The organism is Paenirhodobacter sp. (assembly GCF_047600745.1).
Classification (GTDB): Bacteria; Pseudomonadota; Alphaproteobacteria; order Rhodobacterales; family Rhodobacteraceae; genus Rhodobacter.
In genome coordinates, this window is the sequence record NZ_JASGKI010000004.1 from 1,671,818 (window position 1) to 1,689,893 (window position 18,076).

Genomic DNA, 18,076 nt, shown 5'->3' on the forward strand with positions numbered 1-18,076 from the left:
GCGATGGACTGGCAAGACGAAGGCACGATCCTCTCCACCCGACCCCATGGCGAAACCTCGGTGATCGTCGATGCCTTCACGGCGCGGCATGGGCGGCAGGCGGGCGTGGTGCGGGGCGGCGTGTCGCGCCGGATGGCGGCGATGCTGCAACCGGGCAGCCATGTGGCGCTGCGCTGGCGCGCGCGGCTGGAGGACCATCTGGGCAGTTTTACCGTCGAGCCGCTCGCCTCGCGCGCGGGGGCGATGGCGGACCGGATGGCGCTGCTCGGGCTGAACGCGGTCTGCGCGATGGTGGGGTTTGCCCTGCCCGAGCGCGCGCCGCAGCCCGGCCTTTATGCCGCGACGGAGCCGCTGTTCGACGTGATCGGGCAGGCGGTGGAGGGCTGGCCGCTCGACTATCTGCATTGGGAGGTCTCGCTGCTCGACGAACTCGGCTACGGGCTGGACCTGAGCCGCTGCGCCGTCACCGGGACGCGCGACGATCTGGCCTATGTCTCCCCCCGCACCGGCCGCGCCGTCAGCCGCGCGGGCGCGGGCGACTGGGCGCCCCGGCTGCTGCCGCTACCGGTGTGCCTGCTGGGACAGGGGCCGGCGAGCTGGGATGACATCGTGGCGGGGCTGCGCCTGACGGGCCATTTCCTGGCGGCCTTCGCCCGGGACCATCATCGCCGTCTGCCCGAGGCGCGCAACCGCCTGATCGACGCCATCGCGCGGGAGGGTTCGCCTTAAACCGACATTAAGCCCCTGCCGCTATATCCCGATGAGAGACAACGGGCCCAGACAGCGGGTGGACGGATGGCAAAGAACGACAATGCGGCGCCGGTGATCATCAAGCGCAAGACCGTTATCGAGGGCGGCGGTCACCACGGCGGCGCGTGGAAGGTGGCCTATGCGGACTTCGTGACAGCCATGATGGCCTTTTTCCTGCTGATGTGGCTGCTGAACGCGACCACGGAAAAGCAACGCAAAGGCATTGCCGATTATTTCAACCCGACCATTCCGATAAACCGGATCTCGGGTGGCGGCGATGGTGCCTTTGGCGGCGATTCGATGTTCTCGGAGGACAAGTTGTCCCAGACCGGCACCGGAGCCGTTTTCCGGAACGCGTCCCCGAAGCACCAGTCCAGCGGTGCGGAGGATGGCGCGCAGACCGGGGAGGAGTTGCGCGCCGTCGCGAATGAAATCGACCGCACGCTGAGCGGATTCGGGGGCGAATCAATGGCCAGCGACCGCCTTGCGCGGCGCATCGTGACCCGCGTCACCGATGAGGGATTGATCGTCGAATTCTTCGATCTGAAGGATGAGCCGCTGTTCGCCCCGGATTCCGCCGATCCCGAGCCGGTGATGGAAGAGATCGCCAAGATGGTGATTCGGGTCTTCGCCATTGTCGACAACCAGGTTGCGATCAATGGATATGTGCGCTCCTACCCCGAGGTGCTGCGGGTCGATCCGGTCTGGGATCTGTCGGCCAAACGCGCGCAAAAGGTACGCGAACTCCTGGAATCAGAGGGATTCGACCGAAAGCGGGTGCAGCGGGTGACCGGATATGCGGATCGCAAACCCGCCGCGCAGGCGCCGATGTCCGTTCGCAACAATCGTATCGAGGTGATCCTGCTGCGGCGGGATCGCTGAGCCCGCGGCGGAACCTGTCCTGCCGTCGTTAGGCTGATTTTAACAACACCTGTCCCATGCTCTGTACATCGGGACACCAGCAGCAGAAAGGCGCTCATATGTCCATCTCCTCTTCGCTCAGTGCCGGTGTGGCCGGGCTCGCGGCGAATTCGACCCGTCTTGCCACCATCTCCGACAACATCGCGAATTCGAGCACATACGGCTACAAGAAGGCCACGACCGAATTCGAGAGCATGGTGCTGAACCAGAACCGCAGCTCCGGAACCTATTCGGCCGGAGGCGTGATCGCGAAGACGGGGCGAATGATCAGCGAAAACGGTCCGCTCGTGCCCACGTCCAACGCAACGGACATTGCCGTCAACGGCCGCGGCTTCCTGCCGGTGACCACCAGCACCTCGATGGCCAATGACAATGACGATCTGCTGATGACCACGACGGGTTCGTTCGAGACCGACAAGAATGGTGTTCTGCGAACGAAATCGGGGCTCGTGCTGCTGGGCTGGCCCGCCAATGCCGACGGCAAGATCGAGGAATCCACACAGATTCGCGACTCGGTTGGTGGATTGCAGCCGGTGGTGATCAACGCCAACCAGACGGCGGCCGATCCGACAACGGCCATCACGCTTGGCGTTACATTGCCTGCGGAGGATCCTAAACCCGGCGGCTACACCACCACCGTGGAGTATTACGACAACCTGGGCGCCCGGCAGAATCTGACGATCAATTACGTTCCGTCGGCGACGACCCCGAATGCCTGGCAAATGACGATCACGGATCCCTCCGGGACAACCGCGACCTGCAACCTGACTTTCGATTCGACACGTGGCAGCGGCGGTAACCTCGCATCGGCCAGCGGGGGCGGCTACGACGCAGGCACCGGGAACCTGACCTTCAACCTCGGCGGAGACGCGCAGAGCCCGCTGACGATCAACATCGGCAAACCCGGATCTCAGACCCCGATGCGCCAACTGTCGAGTAATTACGATCCAAAGGGAATCGCCAAGAATGGTTCGCCGGTGGGGAACCTCAGTGGCCTGGCAATCGACGAGAACGGCTACCTACAGGCCACCTATGACACTGGCTTCGTAAAGACCCTATATCAGATCCCACTTGTCGATATGGCCAACCCGAACGGCCTGACGTCTCTGGACAGCCAAACCTTCAAGATTTCTGCCAAATCCGGTTCGTTCTATCTCTGGAACGCGGGTGACGGCCCCACCGGCACCGTCCAGGGCAATGCCCGGGAAGGCTCGACCGTGGATGTCGCCGAAGAACTGACCAACCTGATCCAGACGCAGCGCGCCTATTCTTCGAACGCGAAGGTCATTCAGACCGTCGACGAGATGCTTCAGGAAACGACGAATATCAAGCGCTGAGACAATCGCCGCACAAGGAGGCTGCCTGAATGAGTATCACGAACGCGCTGAACAACGCAGTCTCCGGCCTGTCCGCGGCATCGCGCAGGGCCGAAACGGTATCGTCCAATACCGCGAATGCCCTGACCGATGGCTATGCAAGACGCGAGGTTTCCCTGTCGTCGTCGCCATTCGGTGGCGTTCGCGTCAATGGCGTCGCGCGGCAGGTGAGCGAAGCCCTCGTAAAGGAGAACCGGCTTGCCGAAGCCGCGGCCGCCAATGCTTCCACGCGAACCGAATTCCATTCGCGACTGGAAAAAATGATCGGAACAGCGGACAAGGCCGGATCGCTGGGTTACGCGCTTTCAGGTTTCGATGCCGCGTTGATCACTGCGTCGGCTTCGCCGGAAAATACCATTGCATTGAATTCCGCCGTCTCGGCGGCGAAATCCGTCAGCGAGAAGTTGAACGCCATTTCTGACGACCTGCAAAAGACGCGACAGGATGCAGATCAGTCGATTGCGTCGCAAGTTGACCAATTGAACGAGGCATTGTCTCGCGTCGGAGACCTGAACAAGTCGATAACGCGTACGATTTCGACAGGGGGCGATGCCAACGCATTACAGGATCAACGGCAGATCCTGATCGACGAAATCGCCACGATCGTGCCAGTGCAAACTGTCTCGCGCGATGGCAATCAAGTCGCCATTTATACCACGGGAGGCCTGGCATTACTTGACCGCACTGCGGCCAAAGTCGGCTTTTCGGCTGTCGGCACGATTACTCCTGACATGACGCTGCAATCAGGCGCTCTGTCCGGGCTGACGGTGAACGGCCTAATGGTATCGACCCAAGACAACGATATGATGGGTGGCGGAACGCTTGGGGCAACCTTTGCGATTCGCGACGAGCTGGCACCGACGGCACAGGCAGATGTCGATGCTCTGGCTCGCAATCTGATTGAGCGTTTCGAGGGATCTGCCGTCGATCAGAGCGTGGCGGCAGGTGACGCAGGCCTTTTCACTGACAATGGGAAGGTGTCAGATCCGGCAAAAGAGGTGGGAACTCGCTGGACGCATACGTATCAATGCGGCCGTAGATCCGAATACGGGTGGCCACGCGTGGCGGCTGCGCGACGGAATTGGAGCAGCAACAGAGGGAACGGCAGGGAACGCAACCCTTCTCAATGCCTACAAAAATGCATTGAATGCCGATATCGTAGCTGTGACAGGACGCTACGGCTCCACGCCTGCTGGAGCAGGTGATTTTGCCGCTCAACTTCTGTCCATCGCGTCTACGGCCCGACAAAGCGCGGAAGCTACGGAGAGCTACGCCGCAGCCAGACAGGAAACAGCTTCGCAGCAATTCTTGGCGCAAGGCGTCGATACTGACCGGGAGATGGAGATACTTCTACAGGTCAAGACGGCCTACACCGCGAATGCCAAAGTTATCTCCGCCATAGATCAAATGCTTCAAGAGATTCTGGAGTTGTGAGATGAATTATCTGTCCGTCGGTGACATGGCTCAAACCTACCAACTGCGTCGCCATAGCACACAAATCAAGAAAATGATGACAACCCTGACTGAGGAAACGACGACAGGCATCAAGAGCGACCTTGGCAAAGCGGTGAACGGTGACTTTCGTGCACTGACGTCAATTGATTCATCTCTGACACGCCTCAAAAGCTACTCGCAAAGTTCGAATCTGGCCTCTATTTTTACTTCATCCACGCAAGCGGTCCTTGAAGCAATACAAAATAAGGTTAGAAGCTCCAGCAGTGCCCTACTGACAGCATCATCGAACATCGCCTCCGCATCCATTGATACTGCGACCGAAACCGCGTCGCAGAACTTCGAATTCTATCATCTCTCTTCTCAATACAAAAACCTCCGGTCGTTATCTCTTTTCAGGAATAGCGGCGACGACGCAGCCTGTCGGATCTGGCGACATGATCCTGTCGGAGCTTTCCGCTGTCGTAAGTGGAAAGACGACTGCCGAAGATATTGTTTCGGCTGTTGATGTATGGTTTTCTGCAGGAAAGGGCTCCGGCGGATTTCTTGATACTGCATACTCGGGCAGCATCGAGCATCTCTCCGGTTTGATCGTCTCGGATGACGAACAAGTAACCCTGCCCGCTACTGCCGCAGATGACGCGTTGCGAAACACGCTGAAAGGATTTGCTATCACGGCTCTGATCGCACGCGATCTAGTGCCAACCGATCCAGCCTTACGGCAATCTCTGGTCAAAACTGCCGGCACACAGCTTCTCGCGTCTGACGATGACCTGTCTCATCTCAGGGCGAGCGTAGGTGTCACCGAAGCGAAAATCTCTAACGCACAAACAGCAAACAAGAACGAAGAGACGGCACTTGGATTGGCCAGAGCAGAATTGGTCAACGTCGACGAATATGAGACGGCTACTGCACTCAAAGCTGTCGAATCTCAAATGAAGACCCTATATACGCTGACAGCACGTCTTTCAGACCTGTCTTTGACGGATTACATCTGATGCGTATTCTCTGGATACTAATATTAATAATTTTCCCATCCCTCACATCAGCTGCTGCGATCCGCATCAAAGATCTTGTTGATTTTGATGGCGTTCGCGGCAACGATCTAGTTGGCTATGGTTTGGTCGTTGGGCTAAACGGAACAGGTGATGGCCTTAGGAATACCCCTTTCACTGAAGAAATAATGTCCAACGTCTTGGAGCGGCTGGGCGTAAACGTATCGGGTGAGCAGTTACGCCCCAAGAATGTTGCCGCAGTATTCGTTACAGCGACCCTTCCGCCATTTTCACGTGCAGGAAGCCAAATTGACGTCACCGTCTCAGCAATTGGTGATGCAAAAAGCCTACTGGGCGGCACACTTGTCATGACGCCGTTAAATGCTGCGGACGGTGAGATTTATGCCGTAGCTCAAGGCACAATTCTTTCCGGAGGCGTTTCTGTTCAGGGCCAAGCTGCGTCTATTGTTCAGGGCGTGCCAACATCAGGATCAATTCCGGCCGGCGCCAGAGTCGAACGTGAAGTGGCGTTCGATCTTAGCAGCTTACGCACGGTTCGCTTGGCACTCAAGAATCCGGACTTCACAACGGCGGGCCGCATTGAAAAAGCAATCAATCGTGAATTTGGCGCTCGTATCGCAACGATGAATGATTCAGGAACCGTAACGTTAGATCTAGCCACAGCAAATATCGCATCAACCGCGCATGCTCTTGGCCGGATAGAAAATCTGGATGTTGAGCCCGAACAGCGTGCCCGCGTCGTTGTCGATCAACGCTCCGGCACTATCGTGATGGGAGAAGATGTGCGGATTTCGAGGGTGGCTGTAAGTCAAGGAAATCTAACGTTGAGAGTTCAAGAGCAACCGATGGCCGTTCAGCCAAATCCATTTTCGAGAGGAGATACAGTTGTTGTTCCAAGGACTGGGGTATCTTTGGAAAACGAACCTGGGCTGAAAATGGCAGAAGTAGCGGAAACAAGTTCATTATCGGATGTGGTGGCTGGACTTAACGCGCTCGGCGTTAGCCCACGCGATATGATTGACATCTTAAAGTCAATAAACTCCGCAGGGGCCCTGCATGCTGAATTTATTGTAAATTAAATCTATTCTCCACAATTATGGAAACCTTTCGGGCTGCGGGAATTACTCGGAACACCCGATCTGTGGCATTCCTTGGCAGGATACAGATCCTAGAAACTTCGCCTAGGTCATTTTGACCAATTTCGAAGCCATAGCCTACTGCAGGCGATGTCGATGAAGCCAAGGAAACTGTCTGAGGTTTTGTCATAGCGGGCTGCCAGGCGGCGACTGTTCTTGAGTTTGTTGAAGCACCGTTCGACCATGTTGCGCGGCGTATAGATCGTCATGTCGATCACCTTGCGGTTCTTTTGCATCGGGATCATGGGCAGTGCATTACGGCTCTCGATGTCTTCTCGAATTTCAGCAGCGGCGTAGCCCCTGCCGGCGACCAACACGGCAGGTTTCCGGCCATCACCAGGTCATGGCCCGTGTAGTCGGAATCCTGTCCGGGCGTGTTCTCGGTCCTCATCGGGAGGTCCGCGCCGTTGACGCGGAGATGGATCCTGGTCGAGAACCCACCTCTTGAATGGCCAAGAGCCTCTTTCGGAATCCCCGTTATCGGGTCGAAGCGCCCACCGGGCGTTTCTTTGCCTCAAACTGCGCCGGCCGCATGAGGGTGGGCCCTGATCACGGGGTTGTCGATCACCTGGAGCTTGTCGGGCGCAACACCAGCGTGGTTCAAAGCATCCAGGTGTCCCCCCACAGCCCGGCGAGCGCCCCGCGCCGGAACTGCCGGCGGACGGAGGACGGAGGACCACCTGCCAAACTCCTCTGGCAGGTCCCGCCAGGGTGCACTGCTCCGCGCGACCCAGAAATGCCACAGAACGAGTCGATGGTCCGCAGGCTTGCGCCCGTTCGAATGCCGGACGGCTCGGATGAAGCCCCCAAGGAATGCCCATTCGTCGCCGGACATCAGGTTGCATGCCAAGGTCACATCCCACATAGGGATGGCCTTGAAACACAGCCGACCGCGCAGGGAAATCCTTATTTTTAACATGACCGAGCCATCCGCTAGAGGGTTCCGGAATTTGTCATGCTGTGCCTCCCGGCTGTTGAGGCAGCTATGGGGGGCGAGATGGTCAGGCCGCATCCGACGGAGCTTCGGACGCGGGTCGTTGCGTCTGTTGACGAGGGCATCGCAGCGCGTCACTTCCGTGTTTCACCGAAATTCGTCAACGGTCTGGTCAGGTTGCGGCGTGAAACCGGATCGCTGGCGCCGCGCCAAGGCAACGGCGGCGGGCTGGTCGATGTGACGAGCGGAATCACGCTTGATGAGTTGGCAGCAGAGTTCTCCGAGACCTATGACAGCACCGTCCTGCGCGGCCTCGGGCTGATGCACAAAAGACCTGCAAGCGCTTGAGCGGAAGCACAAGGATGTGGCCGATCCACGGCGCATCGGGATCGCGGAACGTCAGCCTTGCATGGCAATACCATTGGAAAGATTAATATTTATAGACAAAACATCCGTCAAGACCCACCTAGCCAAGCCCATCCGTTGGGCGCCCTGCGGCCAACGCCTTGTCGATCGCGCGCCGTCCGGCCACTGGCCCCAGACCTTTGTCGCGGCCCTGCGCCATGACCGATACCCCTTGGGTCATCGACGGAGCGATGCACGCCGAGATGTTGCTAGTTATATCGTAACCCGGTTTGCGCCGATCCTGCGTCCCGGCGATGTGATCATTCTCGGCCCCCTGTCCAGCCACAGGAACCCCGATGCCGCAGCGTCGTCTTCCTGCCGCCATACAGCCGCTGAACCCACGGAAATGGCGTTCTCAGAACGGAAGTCGCTGAGCAGGAAAGCGAACCTGCGATCACCTATCGGCAGCCGACGGCCAAGTCTGGCACATCGTCGATCCCGACGAATACCGGAACGACTTCAAGGCCGAAGGATAGCAGGCCGATTGACGGTAAAACGCTCTAATCGACGCAGGAGGAAAAATCCCGTGGCAGGTCATGTCGCAGCCGATCCGCTTGACAGAGCGTTGCCTGGGCCAGACAGGCAACATGTGGGACAATTCCGCGCTGAAGCCAGAACGCCAGGCCCGCAAGGTTTATCGAACCCGCGATGGAGCCCGTTGTCGATGTGCTCAACGACATAGAGGGTTTCGACCACCTGCGCAGACGGCATTCCAAACCCGGGCATCAGCCCCATCCGGTTCGAGGACTACCCTAACCTGGTAACCCCCTGTCCCTGCAACCGGCATTATCCGGTCCAGCCCAGGGCCATCGAGGGCCACGATTCTGCGTTGACCACAGCGGAAACGGCTGTTGCACGCCGCTGCTCCCCGAGCGGCAGATCAAGAACCAAAGAAACGATGAATGGTACCGCCTTCCCGGTTCGAACGGGAGACCCCCAGATCCACAATCTGGTGCTCTAACCAGCTGAGCTAAGGCGGCACTAAGGGGGCATTTAGCGGTATGACGGCGGGAATGCAAGGGTGAAACGCGCGAATCCCGTTGCCTCAGGGGGCGCTTCGGGTTACCCAGCCCTCTCACATCCGGAGGCAGGCATGAGCATCGACAAGGAAAGCGACGTCACCGGCGATCTCCAGATCGGGCCGACCTCGATCGGGATGGTGCGGATCTACGTCACGGGCGACGGATTTGAACTGCCGTTCGATTTCGAGCCGGAAGAGGCCGAGGACATTGCCGAGGAGCTGATGGCCGCCGCCGAAGCCGCGCGCGAGATTGCCGACCGCGGCGCCCGGGCGCAAAAGCCCAAGCGCCCGAAGAAATAGCTCAGACCCAGCCCGCCAGATTCTCTCCGACCAGATCCATCAGCGCGGCGATATGCGCCGGATCGTCGTTCAGGCAGGGGATATAGGTAAAGCTCTCGCCGCCCGCATGCAGGAAGGCTTCGCGGATCTCGCCGTTGATCTCTTCCAGCGTCTCGATGCAATCGGCGGAAAAGGCGGGGGACATAACGGCGATATTGGTCTTCCCGGCCTTCGCCAGTTCGGCGACATGTTCGACGGTATAGGGCCGCAGCCATTCCTCCGGCCCAAAGACCGACTGGAAGGTGGTGTCGATCGCCCCTTCGGCCCAGCCCAGCCGTTCGCGCAGCAGCCGCGTCGTTTCCCGGCACTGGCCATGGTAGGGGTCGCCCTCGCGCTCATAGCGCTGCGGCATGCCGTGATAGGAGGCGACCAGCACATCGGGCCGCCGTTCCAGCCCCGCATAGACCCGCTCGACCGATTGCGCCAGCGCGTCGATATAGGACACCCGCGCGTAATATTCCGGCGCCGTGCGCGCCGCCGGCTGCCGTTTCAGCCGCATCAGCGCGCGGAAGAACTGATCGTTCGCGGTGCCCGTCGTCGCGCCCGCATATTGCGGATAAAGCGGCACGAACAGGATCCGTTCGCAGCCCGCCGCCGCCATCCGGTCCACCACATCGAAGGTCGAGGGGTTGCCGTAGCGCATGCAGAAATCGACCATCACCCTGTCGCCCCACTGCCGGGCCGCCGCCTCGGCCAGCGCCGCGACCTGCGCCCGGGTGATGGTCATCATCGGGCTTTCGTTCCGCTCGGTGTTCCAGATCGAGCGGTAATTCGCGCCGGAGGTGAACGGCCGCTTCGTCAGCACCATCAGTTGCAGGATCGGCTGCCATTTCCAGGACGGATAGTCGATCACCCGCTTGTCGGACAGGAATTCGTTCAGATAGCGCCGCATCGACCAGTAATCGGTGCCGTCGGGCGTGCCTAGATTGGCAAAAAGGAGACCGATCTTCGGCGCGGGCTGGTCTGGGCGTTCGGTCATGGCGGATCCTGTTCTGACTGCCCCCGAGGTAACGCTTTTGCGCCGCCGGTCAATGCGTCATCTGCCCGGCTTTTCGCCCGCCGGGGTTTCGACCGTATGCAGGGCATCGGCCAGCCGATGCGCGGCGCTGCCGGGTTTGAGCGGCTTCTGCTGGCTCGGATGCGGTTTCCAGCCGGTCAGCCATACCATGTCGAAGGTCGCCCGGATCCGGCCATCGGGCTCGGCGAAGCCCTCGGCATAGCGGCGCGCGGCATCGAGGATCACGCCCCGCCGGGTGAACCGCCGTAGCCGGGTGTCGAGCGCATTGGCCTCGCCCATCGCGCGCAGATCCGCCATCAGCCGCAGCGGATCGGCATAGGTCACCTTGCGCCGCACCGCATCGGCCACCGGCAGCGCCAGCCCCGCCCGCGCGAGCAACGCGCCCAGATCGCGGATTTCCCCCATCGGCAGCACACGCGGGCTAAGCCCCCCGGTCGCGGCGATTTCCGCCTCCGCCAGCGCGGCGCGCAGCTCGGAGAGGGTCTGCCCGCCGAACAGCACCGCGACGAACAGCCCGTCGGGCGCCAGTGCCCGCGCGCCCTGCACGATCTGCCCCACCGGATCGTTCGCCCAGTGCAGGCACATCGCATGCACCACCAGATCATGCGCGCCGGGTTCCAGATCCAGCACCTCGGAATCCGCCACCACCTTCGCGCCGGGCAGCACGGCGGCGAAGGGATCGGGAAAATTCGTCACCAGGGCCGGTTTCGTAAACGTTCTGTTAACCTCAAGCAGCCTTTCCTGAAGCTCATCCGCGGCGTCCTCATGCAGGAACAGCGCGGGGTTGCGGGCGGCGCGGGCGCGGTGGCGGGCCAGTGCTTCGGTATCGGTCAGTTTCGGGGGCGTGCTCATGATCGGCGAAGATAGGGCGCTTTGGCGGCGGGCGCCAGAAGTGCTGAACCTCGTCGCGACGCAGACGCTGCATGTGCTGTTCCCGCCGCGCTGCATCGGCTGCGGCGCGCCGGTCGGCACGGATTTCGGCCTGTGCGGCGAGTGCTGGCGCGAAACCGGCTTCATCACCGGCCTCGCCTGCGACTGCTGCGGCGCCCCCCTGCCCGGCGAGGACGACAGCGCGATCTGCGACGAATGCCTGCACACGCCCCGCCCGTGGAAGCGCGGCCGCGCCGCGATCCGCTATGCCGGGACCGGGCGGAAACTGGTGCTGGCATTCAAGCATGGCGACCGGCTCGATCTGGCGCGGCCCCTGGGGGAGTGGCTCGCCCGCGCGGTGGCGCCGATCATCGAGGAAGGCATGGTCGTCGCCCCGGTGCCGCTGCACCGGCTGCGGCTGCTGAAACGGCGCTACAACCAATCCGCCCTGCTCGCGCGGCAGATCGGGCGGAGCGCGCGGATCCCCCATATCCCCGACCTGTTCGAGCGCATCCGCGCCACCCCGAGCCAGGAGGGCAAGGACCGGGAGGAACGTTTCGCCAACCTCTCCGGCGCGCTGCGGGTGAACCCGCGCCGGGTTCCCGAGATCCTCGGCCGCCCGGTGCTGATCGTCGATGACGTGCTCACCTCGGGCGCCACGCTCGCCGCCGCGACCGAGGCCGCACTGGCGGCCGGGGCCAGCCATGTCCATGTGGCCGCGCTCGCCCGGGTGTCACGCGACGTCTGACCGTCAAAACACTGGCGCAGGTCGCGCCGCGGCCCTAAATCCCTATAGTCGGATGAGCCAAGGGGAATGCCATGAAGACCGTCGAAATCTACACCACGCCCACCTGTCCCTATTGCCTGGCCGCGAAGGCGCTGCTGCGCAAGAAGGGCGTCGCCTTTGAGGAAACCGACGTTTCGGGCGACCGCAGCGCGATGATGGCGCGCGCGGGCGGGCGGCGCACGGTGCCGCAGATCTTCATCGGCGGGCAGCATGTCGGCGGTTGCGACGATCTGCACGCGCTCGACGCGGCGGGCAGGCTCGACGCGATGCTGGAGGATTGATCATGAAGGCGGCACTGGTTCAGCTCAACGTGACCGACGATCCGGCAAAGAACCTGCCGGTGACGGTGGCCTTCCTGCGCGAGGCGGCGGGGCGCGGGGCGCGTTTCGTCCTGACGCCGGAATGTACCAACCTGCTGTCTTCGGACCGCGCCTATCAGCAGGAGGTTCTTTACCACGAGGAGGACGATCCCACGCTGGCCGACCTGCGTGCCGAGGCGCAGGAACTGGGGATCTGGCTGCTGATCGGCTCGATCGGGCTGAAGACGCATGACGCGGACGGGCGCTTCGCCAACCGGTCCTTCCTGATCGGGCCGAAGGGGCAGATCGCCGCGCGCTATGACAAGATCCATATGTTCGATGTCACGGTGTCCGAGACGGAAAAATACCGCGAATCCGAGGGCTATCGCCCCGGCGACCGCGCCGTGGTGGCGGATACGGAGTTCGGCAAGGTCGGCATGGCGGTGTGCTACGACCTGCGCTTCCCGCATCTGTTCCGGCGGCTGGCGCAGGGCGGGGCGCAGATCCTGACGCAGCCCGCGGCCTTCAACGACACCACCGGCGCCGCGCATTGGGAGACGCTGATCCGCGCCCGCGCGATCGAGAACACGGCCTTCGTGCTGGCCCCCGCGCAATGCGGCGCCCATGTGGCCCACAGCCCGAACGCGCCCGAACGGCCCCGCCGCACCTGGGGCCACAGCCTTGCGGTTGCGCCCTGGGGCGAAATTCTGGCCGATGGCGGCACGGAGCCCGGGGTGACGGTGGTGGACATTGACCTTGCGCGCGTGGCGCAGGCGCGCGGGCGTGTGCCGTCGCTGACCCACGACCGCGATTTCGAGGGGCCATGAGCACCGACCCCCTCGCCGCAAGCCTGTTTGCCGAGGTCTTCATGGTCGATCAGCTGGCCCGCAACCTGGTCAGCCGGGCGCTGCCGAAAGGCATGGAGATTTCGCATTTCTCGGTGCTGAACCACCTCGCCCATATCGGCGAGGAACGCACGCCCGCGCAACTGGCGGCGACGTTCCATGTCACGCGGGGCGCGATGACCAACACCCTGTCGAAGCTGGAATGGGCCGGGCATGTCCATATCCGCCCGGACTGGGACGATGCGCGGCGCAAGTTCGTCTCGATCTCGCCCGCCGGGCGACAGGCCCGCGATGCGGCCTTCGCCTCCTTCATGCCGGTGATCGCCGATGTCGTGCGCGCGATCGGGCCGGACCGGGTGCGCACCACCCTGCCGGTGCTGCGCGAGTTGCGCCAACGCCTTGACGCCAATTGAAAAGACCCCGCCGGAGACCGGCGGGGCAAGGGGTGCCCGGGCAGCCCGGGCACTGGCGGAAACCTTAGTTCAGTTCGGCGCGGATCTGCTGGCGCAGCATGTCGATGGGCACCATCTTGCCTTCGCGAATGTAATGCCAGTAGGTCCAGCCGTTGCACGACGGCGCGCCTTCCAGCCGGGCGCCGACCTGATGGATCGAGCCCTTCACATCATCCCCGATCAGCGTGCCATCGGCGCGGACCTTGGCCTTGAAGCGGTTGCCGATGGAATACAGCTCCTCGCCCGGGCGCAGCATGCCGCGCTCGACCAGCTGGCCGAAGGGCACGCGCGGCTCGGCGCGTTTCGAGCCGGTGACCTCGATCGCCTCCCGGTCCAGACGGCGCACACGGTCCAGCCGGCGCTGCGCGACCTCGCGGTAATCCTGCTCGCGCTCGATGCCGATGAAATCGCGGCCCAGCATCTTCGCCACCGCGCCCGTCGTGCCGGTGCCGAAGAACGGGTCCAGCACCACATCGCCCGGATTGGTCGTGCCGACGATGACCCGGTGCAGCAGCGATTGCGGCTTTTGCGTCGGATGCGCCTTGTCGCCCGCCGCATCCTTCAGCCGCTCGCCCCCGGTGCAGATCGGCAGCACCCAGTCCGAGCGCATCTGCGTGCCCTCGTTGAGCGCCTTCAGCGCCTCGTAGTTGAAGGTATATTTCGACGATTCGGCCTTCGACGCCCAGATCAGCGTCTCATGCGCATTGGTCAGCCGCTTGCCGCGGAAGTTCGGCATCGGGTTCGACTTGCGCCAGACCACATCGTTCAGGATCCAGTAGCCCTGGTTCTGCAACTCCGCGCCCAGCCGGAAGATGTTGTGATAGGAACCGATCACCCAGATCGCCCCGTTCGGCTTCAGCAGGCGCCGCGCCGCCGCCAGCCAGTCGCGGCAGAAGCGGTCGTATTCGGCAAAGGAGCCGAACCGGTCCCAGGCATCATCCACCGCATCGACGCGGGAATTGTCCGGCCGGTGCAACTCGCCCTTCAGTTGCAGGTTATAGGGCGGGTCGGCGAAAATCAGGTCGACGGAGGACTCCGGAAGGGAGTTCATCACCTCGACGCAATCGCCTGCCAAAATCTGGTTGAGCGGCAGTGCCGCCTGCGCAGCCCGCGTAGTCGTTTTCGTCATCTCTGCCTCGTTCTGCCCGGTTTGATCCGGAAACCGCCCGTTTTCGGGTCTGGTCGTTGACTGCTCGTTTCGTGCCGGCTTGTGCCGATCTCGTGGTGGTTAAAATGAGTCAGGATGGAGTCGTCGTCAAATTCTTTTTTGAATCAACGGGTTATAGAAACCCCTTGGCACAAGATGTTGTGGATGGGGCGAAACGAACGCCTATGCACAGGGGTTATCCCCAGATTTAGGAGCGCCCTCAGATGGTCCTGCGTCGGGTACCCGGCGTTCTTCTCCCAGCCGTAGCCCGGATATTGTTGCGCCAAATCCACCATCAGCCGGTCGCGCGCCTCTTTCGCCAGAATCGACGCCGCCGCGATCGACACCGACCGCCCGTCCCCCTTCACCACCGCCTCGGCGCTGACCGTGAGGGCCTTCGGCAGGCGGTTGCCGTCCACCAGGACGTGATCCGGCGGGCGGCGCAGCCCGGCAATGGCGCGGCACATCGCCAGATGGCTGGCCTGAAGGATGTTCAGCGTGTCGATTTCGGCCACGCTCGCCTCGGCCACGCACCAGTCGGCGCTGTCCTTGATCAGCGATTCGAGCACGGCGCGGCGTTTCGGGCTGAGCTTCTTCGAATCGTTCAGGCCCTCGGGGATGCGCGCCGGGTCCAGCACCACCGCCGCCGCGACGACCGGCCCGCACAGCGGTCCACGGCCCACCTCGTCCACGCCTGCGATTCGGGTCAGGCCACGGCTCAGCGCGGCGCGTTCAAAGGAAAAGTCCGGGATCTGTGTCATGCCTTCCTGTGCCTGCGCCCGCGCGGGCGTGCAACGGAAAAGCCGATCGTCATGCACGCTTCACATTCCGGTCCTAGCCTGCGATGCGCTGCGCTCCGGAGAAGCATCCTTGCCTTGCGCAGGTGGGGGGCCTATATCGCGGCTTCACTTTGCCGCTTGGGGGGGCCCATGATTCCGACACCCTTCTACCTGATCGACGAAGCCCGGCTTCTGGAGAACATGCGCAAGATCGCCTTTCTGCGCGAGGCGTCGGGGGCGAAGGCGCTGCTGGCGCTGAAATGTTTCGCAACATGGTCAGCCTTCGACATCATGCGTCCCCATATGGACGGAACCACCTCGTCGTCGCTGTTCGAGCTGCGGCTGGGGCATGAGAAATTCGGCAAGGAAACCCACGCCTATTCCGTCGCCTGGTCCGACCGGGAGATCGACGAAGCCTGTGGCTATGCCGACAAGATCATCTTCAACACCGTGGGCCAGTTGCAGCGGTTCGAGGCGCAATCGGCCGAAATCCGGCGCGGCGTGCGGCTGAACCCGCGCTTCTCGACCAGCGGTTTCGACCTGGCGGACCCGGCGCGGCCGTTCTCGCGGCTGGGCGAATGGGATATTTCAAAATTGCTGGCGGTGGGCGATCTGATCTCCGGCGTGATGATCCACTACAATTGCGAGAACCGCGATTTTTCGCTGTTCGATCAGCAGTTGAGCCGGATCGAAGAGGAATTCGCGCCGCTTCTGCAACGGCTCGACTGGGTTTCCCTGGGCGGCGGCATCCATTTCACCGGCGAGGGCTATCCGATCGAGGCGCTGGCCGAACGGCTGCGCAAATTCTCGGACCGGTTCGGCGTGCAGGTCTATCTGGAACCGGGCGAGGCCGCGATCACCCAATCCACCACGCTGGAGGTTTCGGTGCTGGATCTGCTCGACAACGGCAAGCAGATCGCCATCGTCGACAGCAGCATCGAGGCGCATATGCTCGACCTGCTGATCTACCGCGAGACCGCGAAACTGCCGCAGGAGGGCGATCATCATTATCAGATCGCCGGGAAATCCTGCCTTGCGGGCGATGTCTTCGGTGATGCGCGCTTTCCGGTGCCGCTCAGGGTCGGCGACCGGATTTCGGTGCGCGACGCGGCGGGCTATACGATGGTCAAGAAAAACTGGTTCAACGGCGTCCAGATGCCGTCGATCGCGATTCGCCGCGCGGATGGCGCAATCGACCTGATCCGCGAATTTTCCTATGAGGATTACGCCTCGTCCCTGTCCTGAGGGGTTGAACGCCCCCCTTCCCCTGCTCGTGAAAGGAGCCAGTTGAAGTGAAAAAGAACGTGCTCATCATCGGTGCCGGCGGTGTGGCGCAAGTGGTCGCCCACAAATGCGCGCAACACTACGACATCCTGGGTGACCTGCATATCGCGTCGCGCACGAAGGCCAAATGCGATGCGATCATCGCCTCGGTTCTGGAAAAGGATGCGATGAAGGTGCCGGGCACGTTCAAGGCCCATGCGGTCAACGCGATGGACAGTGCCGCGGTGGCCGCGCTGATCCGTGAAACCGGTGTGCAGATCGTGATCAATGTGGGCTCGGCCTTCGTGAACAAATACGTTCTCGATGCCTGTATCGACACCGGCGTCGCCTATATCGACACCGCGATCCACGAAGAACCGAACAAGATCTGCGAAGCCCCGCCGTGGTATGGCAATTACGAATGGAAAAAGCGCGATGCCTGTGCAGCCGCCGGGGTGACCGCGATTCTGGGCGCCGGGTTCGATCCGGGCGTGGTGAATGCCTATGTGCGCTTCGCGGCAGATGAATATCTGGACAAGGTGACCTCGGTCGATATCGTCGATATCAACGCAGGCTCGCATGGCCGGTACTTCGCGACGAATTTCGACCCCGAGATCAACTTCCGCGAATTCACCGGCACGGTCTATTCCTGGCAGGGCGGCAAGTGGCAGGAAAACGCCATGTTCGAGGTGGGCAAGGAATGGGATCTGCCCGTCGTGGGCAAGCAGAAGGCCTATCTGTCCGGCCATGACGAGGTGCACAGCCTGTCGGCGAATTACCCCGATGCCGATATCCGGTTCTGGATGGGCTTTGGCGACCATTACATCAATGTCTTTACCGTGCTGAAGAACCTCGGCCTGCTGTCGGAGCAGCCGGTGAAGACCGCCGAGGGGCTGGAGGTCGTGCCGCTGAAGGTGGTGAAGGCAGTGCTGCCCGATCCGGCGAGCCTCGCGCCCGGCTACACCGGCAAGACCTGCATCGGCGATTTCGTGAAGGGCACGAAGGACGGCAAGGAGGTCGAGGTCTTCGTCTACAACGTTGCCGATCACAAGGAAGCCTATGAAGAGGTCGGCTCGCAGGGCATCAGCTATACCGCCGGCGTGCCGCCCGTGGCCGCCGCGATCCTGATCGCCGAGGGCACCTGGGACGTGAAGAAGATGGCGAATGTCGAGGAACTGCCCGCCCGGCCCTTCCTTGAACTGCTGGGCAAGATCGGCCTGCCGTCCTTCGTCGTCGATCCGCAGGGCGTCGAACACGCGATCTGAA

Annotated in this window: 20 protein-coding genes, 1 tRNA gene and 1 pseudogene; 16 read left to right on the forward strand and 6 right to left on the reverse strand. The window is 62.0% G+C overall.

Annotated features, from left to right (window positions below):
* Window positions 1-3 precede the first annotated feature (3 nt).
* From recO to QM789_RS16920, 8 genes are all read left to right on the forward strand, one after another.
* Window positions 4-729, forward strand: coding sequence for a DNA repair protein RecO (recO, locus tag QM789_RS16885; RefSeq protein ID WP_420352996.1), 726 nt, complete (start codon window positions 4-6; stop codon window positions 727-729).
* Window positions 730-795: 66 nt separating this feature from the next.
* Window positions 796-1,632, forward strand: a complete 837-nt coding sequence (locus QM789_RS16890) for a flagellar motor protein MotB (protein ID WP_420352997.1) — start codon at window positions 796-798, stop codon at window positions 1,630-1,632.
* A 98-nt stretch (window positions 1,633-1,730) separates the two neighbouring features.
* Complete coding sequence (locus QM789_RS16895) at window positions 1,731-3,008, forward strand: flagellar hook protein FlgE (protein ID WP_420352998.1); 1,278 nt, start codon at window positions 1,731-1,733, stop codon at window positions 3,006-3,008.
* A gap of 29 nt (window positions 3,009-3,037) precedes the next feature.
* Window positions 3,038-4,252, forward strand: coding sequence for a flagellar hook-associated protein FlgK (gene flgK, locus QM789_RS16900; protein WP_420352999.1), 1,215 nt, complete (start codon window positions 3,038-3,040; stop codon window positions 4,250-4,252).
* Between the two features lie 133 nt (window positions 4,253-4,385).
* Entirely contained in the window at window positions 4,386-4,481 is a 96-nt protein-coding gene (locus tag QM789_RS16905) for a flagellar basal body rod C-terminal domain-containing protein (protein WP_420353334.1), read from the forward strand.
* A gap of 1 nt (window position 4,482) precedes the next feature.
* On the forward strand, window positions 4,483-5,007 hold the full coding sequence (locus QM789_RS16910; protein WP_420353000.1) for a hypothetical protein: 525 nt from the start codon (window positions 4,483-4,485) through the stop codon (window positions 5,005-5,007).
* Window positions 4,937-5,497 carry a flagellin gene (locus QM789_RS16915; RefSeq protein WP_420353001.1) on the forward strand — a complete coding sequence of 187 codons (561 nt, stop codon included), beginning with the start codon at window positions 4,937-4,939 and terminating at the stop codon, window positions 5,495-5,497. Before QM789_RS16910 ends, QM789_RS16915 begins: the two co-directional genes overlap by 71 nt.
* Window positions 5,497-6,594: a flagellar basal body P-ring protein FlgI gene (locus tag QM789_RS16920; protein ID WP_420353002.1), complete on the forward strand. Its 1,098-nt coding sequence runs from the start codon at window positions 5,497-5,499 to the stop codon at window positions 6,592-6,594. The genes QM789_RS16915 and QM789_RS16920 overlap by 1 nt, the downstream gene beginning before the upstream one ends.
* 107 nt (window positions 6,595-6,701) lie before the next feature.
* Here the strand turns inward: QM789_RS16920 and QM789_RS16925 are convergent.
* Window positions 6,702-7,507: pseudogene (locus QM789_RS16925) on the reverse strand (IS5 family transposase).
* 99 nt (window positions 7,508-7,606) lie between these two features.
* Here QM789_RS16925 and QM789_RS16930 point away from each other — a divergent pair.
* A complete protein-coding gene (locus QM789_RS16930) occupies window positions 7,607-7,933 on the forward strand; it encodes a hypothetical protein (protein WP_420353003.1) in 327 nt (108 codons plus the stop codon).
* A 960-nt stretch (window positions 7,934-8,893) separates the two neighbouring features.
* Here the strand turns inward: QM789_RS16930 and QM789_RS16935 are convergent.
* Window positions 8,894-8,970: transfer RNA gene (locus QM789_RS16935), tRNA-His, on the reverse strand.
* A gap of 113 nt (window positions 8,971-9,083) precedes the next feature.
* On the opposite strand from QM789_RS16935, the gene QM789_RS16940 reads away from it, so the two are divergent.
* Entirely contained in the window at window positions 9,084-9,311 is a 228-nt protein-coding gene (locus QM789_RS16940; RefSeq protein WP_420353004.1) for a DUF6324 family protein, read from the forward strand.
* A 1-nt stretch (window position 9,312) separates the two neighbouring features.
* Here the strand turns inward: QM789_RS16940 and hemH are convergent, their stop codons facing one another.
* Both hemH and QM789_RS16950 read right to left on the reverse strand, forming a co-directional pair.
* Window positions 9,313-10,329 (reverse strand): ferrochelatase, encoded by a 1,017-nt coding sequence (gene hemH / locus QM789_RS16945; protein WP_420353005.1) that lies wholly within the window; start codon window positions 10,327-10,329, stop codon window positions 9,313-9,315.
* A gap of 57 nt (window positions 10,330-10,386) precedes the next feature.
* Window positions 10,387-11,220: a methyltransferase domain-containing protein gene (locus QM789_RS16950; RefSeq protein WP_420353006.1), complete on the reverse strand. Its 834-nt coding sequence runs from the start codon at window positions 11,218-11,220 to the stop codon at window positions 10,387-10,389.
* Between QM789_RS16950 and QM789_RS16955 the strand changes: the two genes are divergently transcribed.
* The 4 genes from QM789_RS16955 to QM789_RS16970 all read left to right on the forward strand — a co-directional run bounded on the left by QM789_RS16955 (window position 11,219) and on the right by QM789_RS16970 (window position 13,582).
* Complete coding sequence (locus QM789_RS16955; RefSeq protein ID WP_420353007.1) at window positions 11,219-11,986, forward strand: ComF family protein; 768 nt, start codon at window positions 11,219-11,221, stop codon at window positions 11,984-11,986. The genes QM789_RS16950 and QM789_RS16955 overlap by 2 nt on opposite strands.
* Window positions 11,987-12,057: 71 nt before the next feature.
* A complete protein-coding gene (grxC, locus tag QM789_RS16960; protein WP_420353008.1) occupies window positions 12,058-12,306 on the forward strand; it encodes a glutaredoxin 3 in 249 nt (82 codons plus the stop codon).
* 2 nt (window positions 12,307-12,308) lie between these two features.
* Window positions 12,309-13,151, forward strand: coding sequence for a carbon-nitrogen hydrolase family protein (locus tag QM789_RS16965; RefSeq protein WP_420353009.1), 843 nt, complete (start codon window positions 12,309-12,311; stop codon window positions 13,149-13,151).
* On the forward strand, window positions 13,148-13,582 hold the full coding sequence (locus QM789_RS16970; protein ID WP_420353010.1) for a MarR family winged helix-turn-helix transcriptional regulator: 435 nt from the start codon (window positions 13,148-13,150) through the stop codon (window positions 13,580-13,582). Before QM789_RS16965 ends, QM789_RS16970 begins: the two co-directional genes overlap by 4 nt.
* Before the next feature lie 64 nt (window positions 13,583-13,646).
* On the opposite strand, the gene QM789_RS16975 is transcribed toward QM789_RS16970, so the two are convergent.
* Both QM789_RS16975 and QM789_RS16980 read right to left on the reverse strand, forming a co-directional pair.
* On the reverse strand, window positions 13,647-14,750 hold the full coding sequence (locus QM789_RS16975; protein ID WP_420353011.1) for a site-specific DNA-methyltransferase: 1,104 nt from the start codon (window positions 14,748-14,750) through the stop codon (window positions 13,647-13,649).
* 143 nt (window positions 14,751-14,893) lie between these two features.
* Window positions 14,894-15,529 (reverse strand): ribonuclease HII, encoded by a 636-nt coding sequence (locus tag QM789_RS16980; protein ID WP_420353012.1) that lies wholly within the window; start codon window positions 15,527-15,529, stop codon window positions 14,894-14,896.
* 168 nt (window positions 15,530-15,697) lie between these two features.
* Here QM789_RS16980 and QM789_RS16985 point away from each other — a divergent pair, with 168 nt between their 5' ends.
* The gene (locus tag QM789_RS16985) at window positions 15,698-16,792 is read left to right on the forward strand and encodes a carboxynorspermidine decarboxylase (RefSeq protein ID WP_420353013.1); all 1,095 of its coding nucleotides are present in this window, start codon (window positions 15,698-15,700) and stop codon (window positions 16,790-16,792) included.
* Between the two features lie 47 nt (window positions 16,793-16,839).
* On the forward strand, window positions 16,840-18,075 hold the full coding sequence (locus QM789_RS16990; RefSeq protein ID WP_420353014.1) for a saccharopine dehydrogenase family protein: 1,236 nt from the start codon (window positions 16,840-16,842) through the stop codon (window positions 18,073-18,075).
* The last annotated feature ends 1 nt before the right edge of the window (window position 18,076 follow it).

What these genes read in the sequence shown, in the direction of transcription:
- QM789_RS16950 (WP_420353006.1), bottom strand. Translation starts at nt 11,220, where the DNA reads ATGAGCACGCCCCCGAAACTGACCGATACCGAAGCACTGGCCCGCCAC.
- QM789_RS16970 (WP_420353010.1), top strand. Translation starts at nt 13,148, where the DNA reads ATGAGCACCGACCCCCTCGCCGCAAGCCTGTTTGCCGAGGTCTTCATG.
- flgK (WP_420352999.1), top strand. Translation starts at nt 3,038, where the DNA reads ATGAGTATCACGAACGCGCTGAACAACGCAGTCTCCGGCCTGTCCGCG.
- QM789_RS16930 (WP_420353003.1), top strand. Translation starts at nt 7,607, where the DNA reads ATGCTGTGCCTCCCGGCTGTTGAGGCAGCTATGGGGGGCGAGATGGTC.
- QM789_RS16905 (WP_420353334.1), top strand. Translation starts at nt 4,386, where the DNA reads ATGGAGATACTTCTACAGGTCAAGACGGCCTACACCGCGAATGCCAAA.
- grxC (WP_420353008.1), top strand. Translation starts at nt 12,058, where the DNA reads ATGAAGACCGTCGAAATCTACACCACGCCCACCTGTCCCTATTGCCTG.
- QM789_RS16910 (WP_420353000.1), top strand. Translation starts at nt 4,483, where the DNA reads ATGAATTATCTGTCCGTCGGTGACATGGCTCAAACCTACCAACTGCGT.
- QM789_RS16955 (WP_420353007.1), top strand. Translation starts at nt 11,219, where the DNA reads ATGATCGGCGAAGATAGGGCGCTTTGGCGGCGGGCGCCAGAAGTGCTG.
- QM789_RS16985 (WP_420353013.1), top strand. Translation starts at nt 15,698, where the DNA reads ATGATTCCGACACCCTTCTACCTGATCGACGAAGCCCGGCTTCTGGAG.
- QM789_RS16980 (WP_420353012.1), bottom strand. Translation starts at nt 15,529, where the DNA reads ATGACACAGATCCCGGACTTTTCCTTTGAACGCGCCGCGCTGAGCCGT.
- QM789_RS16975 (WP_420353011.1), bottom strand. Translation starts at nt 14,750, where the DNA reads ATGACGAAAACGACTACGCGGGCTGCGCAGGCGGCACTGCCGCTCAAC.
- QM789_RS16895 (WP_420352998.1), top strand. Translation starts at nt 1,731, where the DNA reads ATGTCCATCTCCTCTTCGCTCAGTGCCGGTGTGGCCGGGCTCGCGGCG.
- hemH (WP_420353005.1), bottom strand. Translation starts at nt 10,329, where the DNA reads ATGACCGAACGCCCAGACCAGCCCGCGCCGAAGATCGGTCTCCTTTTT.
- QM789_RS16890 (WP_420352997.1), top strand. Translation starts at nt 796, where the DNA reads ATGGCAAAGAACGACAATGCGGCGCCGGTGATCATCAAGCGCAAGACC.
- QM789_RS16965 (WP_420353009.1), top strand. Translation starts at nt 12,309, where the DNA reads ATGAAGGCGGCACTGGTTCAGCTCAACGTGACCGACGATCCGGCAAAG.
- QM789_RS16920 (WP_420353002.1), top strand. Translation starts at nt 5,497, where the DNA reads ATGCGTATTCTCTGGATACTAATATTAATAATTTTCCCATCCCTCACA.
- recO (WP_420352996.1), top strand. Translation starts at nt 4, where the DNA reads ATGGACTGGCAAGACGAAGGCACGATCCTCTCCACCCGACCCCATGGC.
- QM789_RS16915 (WP_420353001.1), top strand. Translation starts at nt 4,937, where the DNA reads ATGATCCTGTCGGAGCTTTCCGCTGTCGTAAGTGGAAAGACGACTGCC.
- QM789_RS16940 (WP_420353004.1), top strand. Translation starts at nt 9,084, where the DNA reads ATGAGCATCGACAAGGAAAGCGACGTCACCGGCGATCTCCAGATCGGG.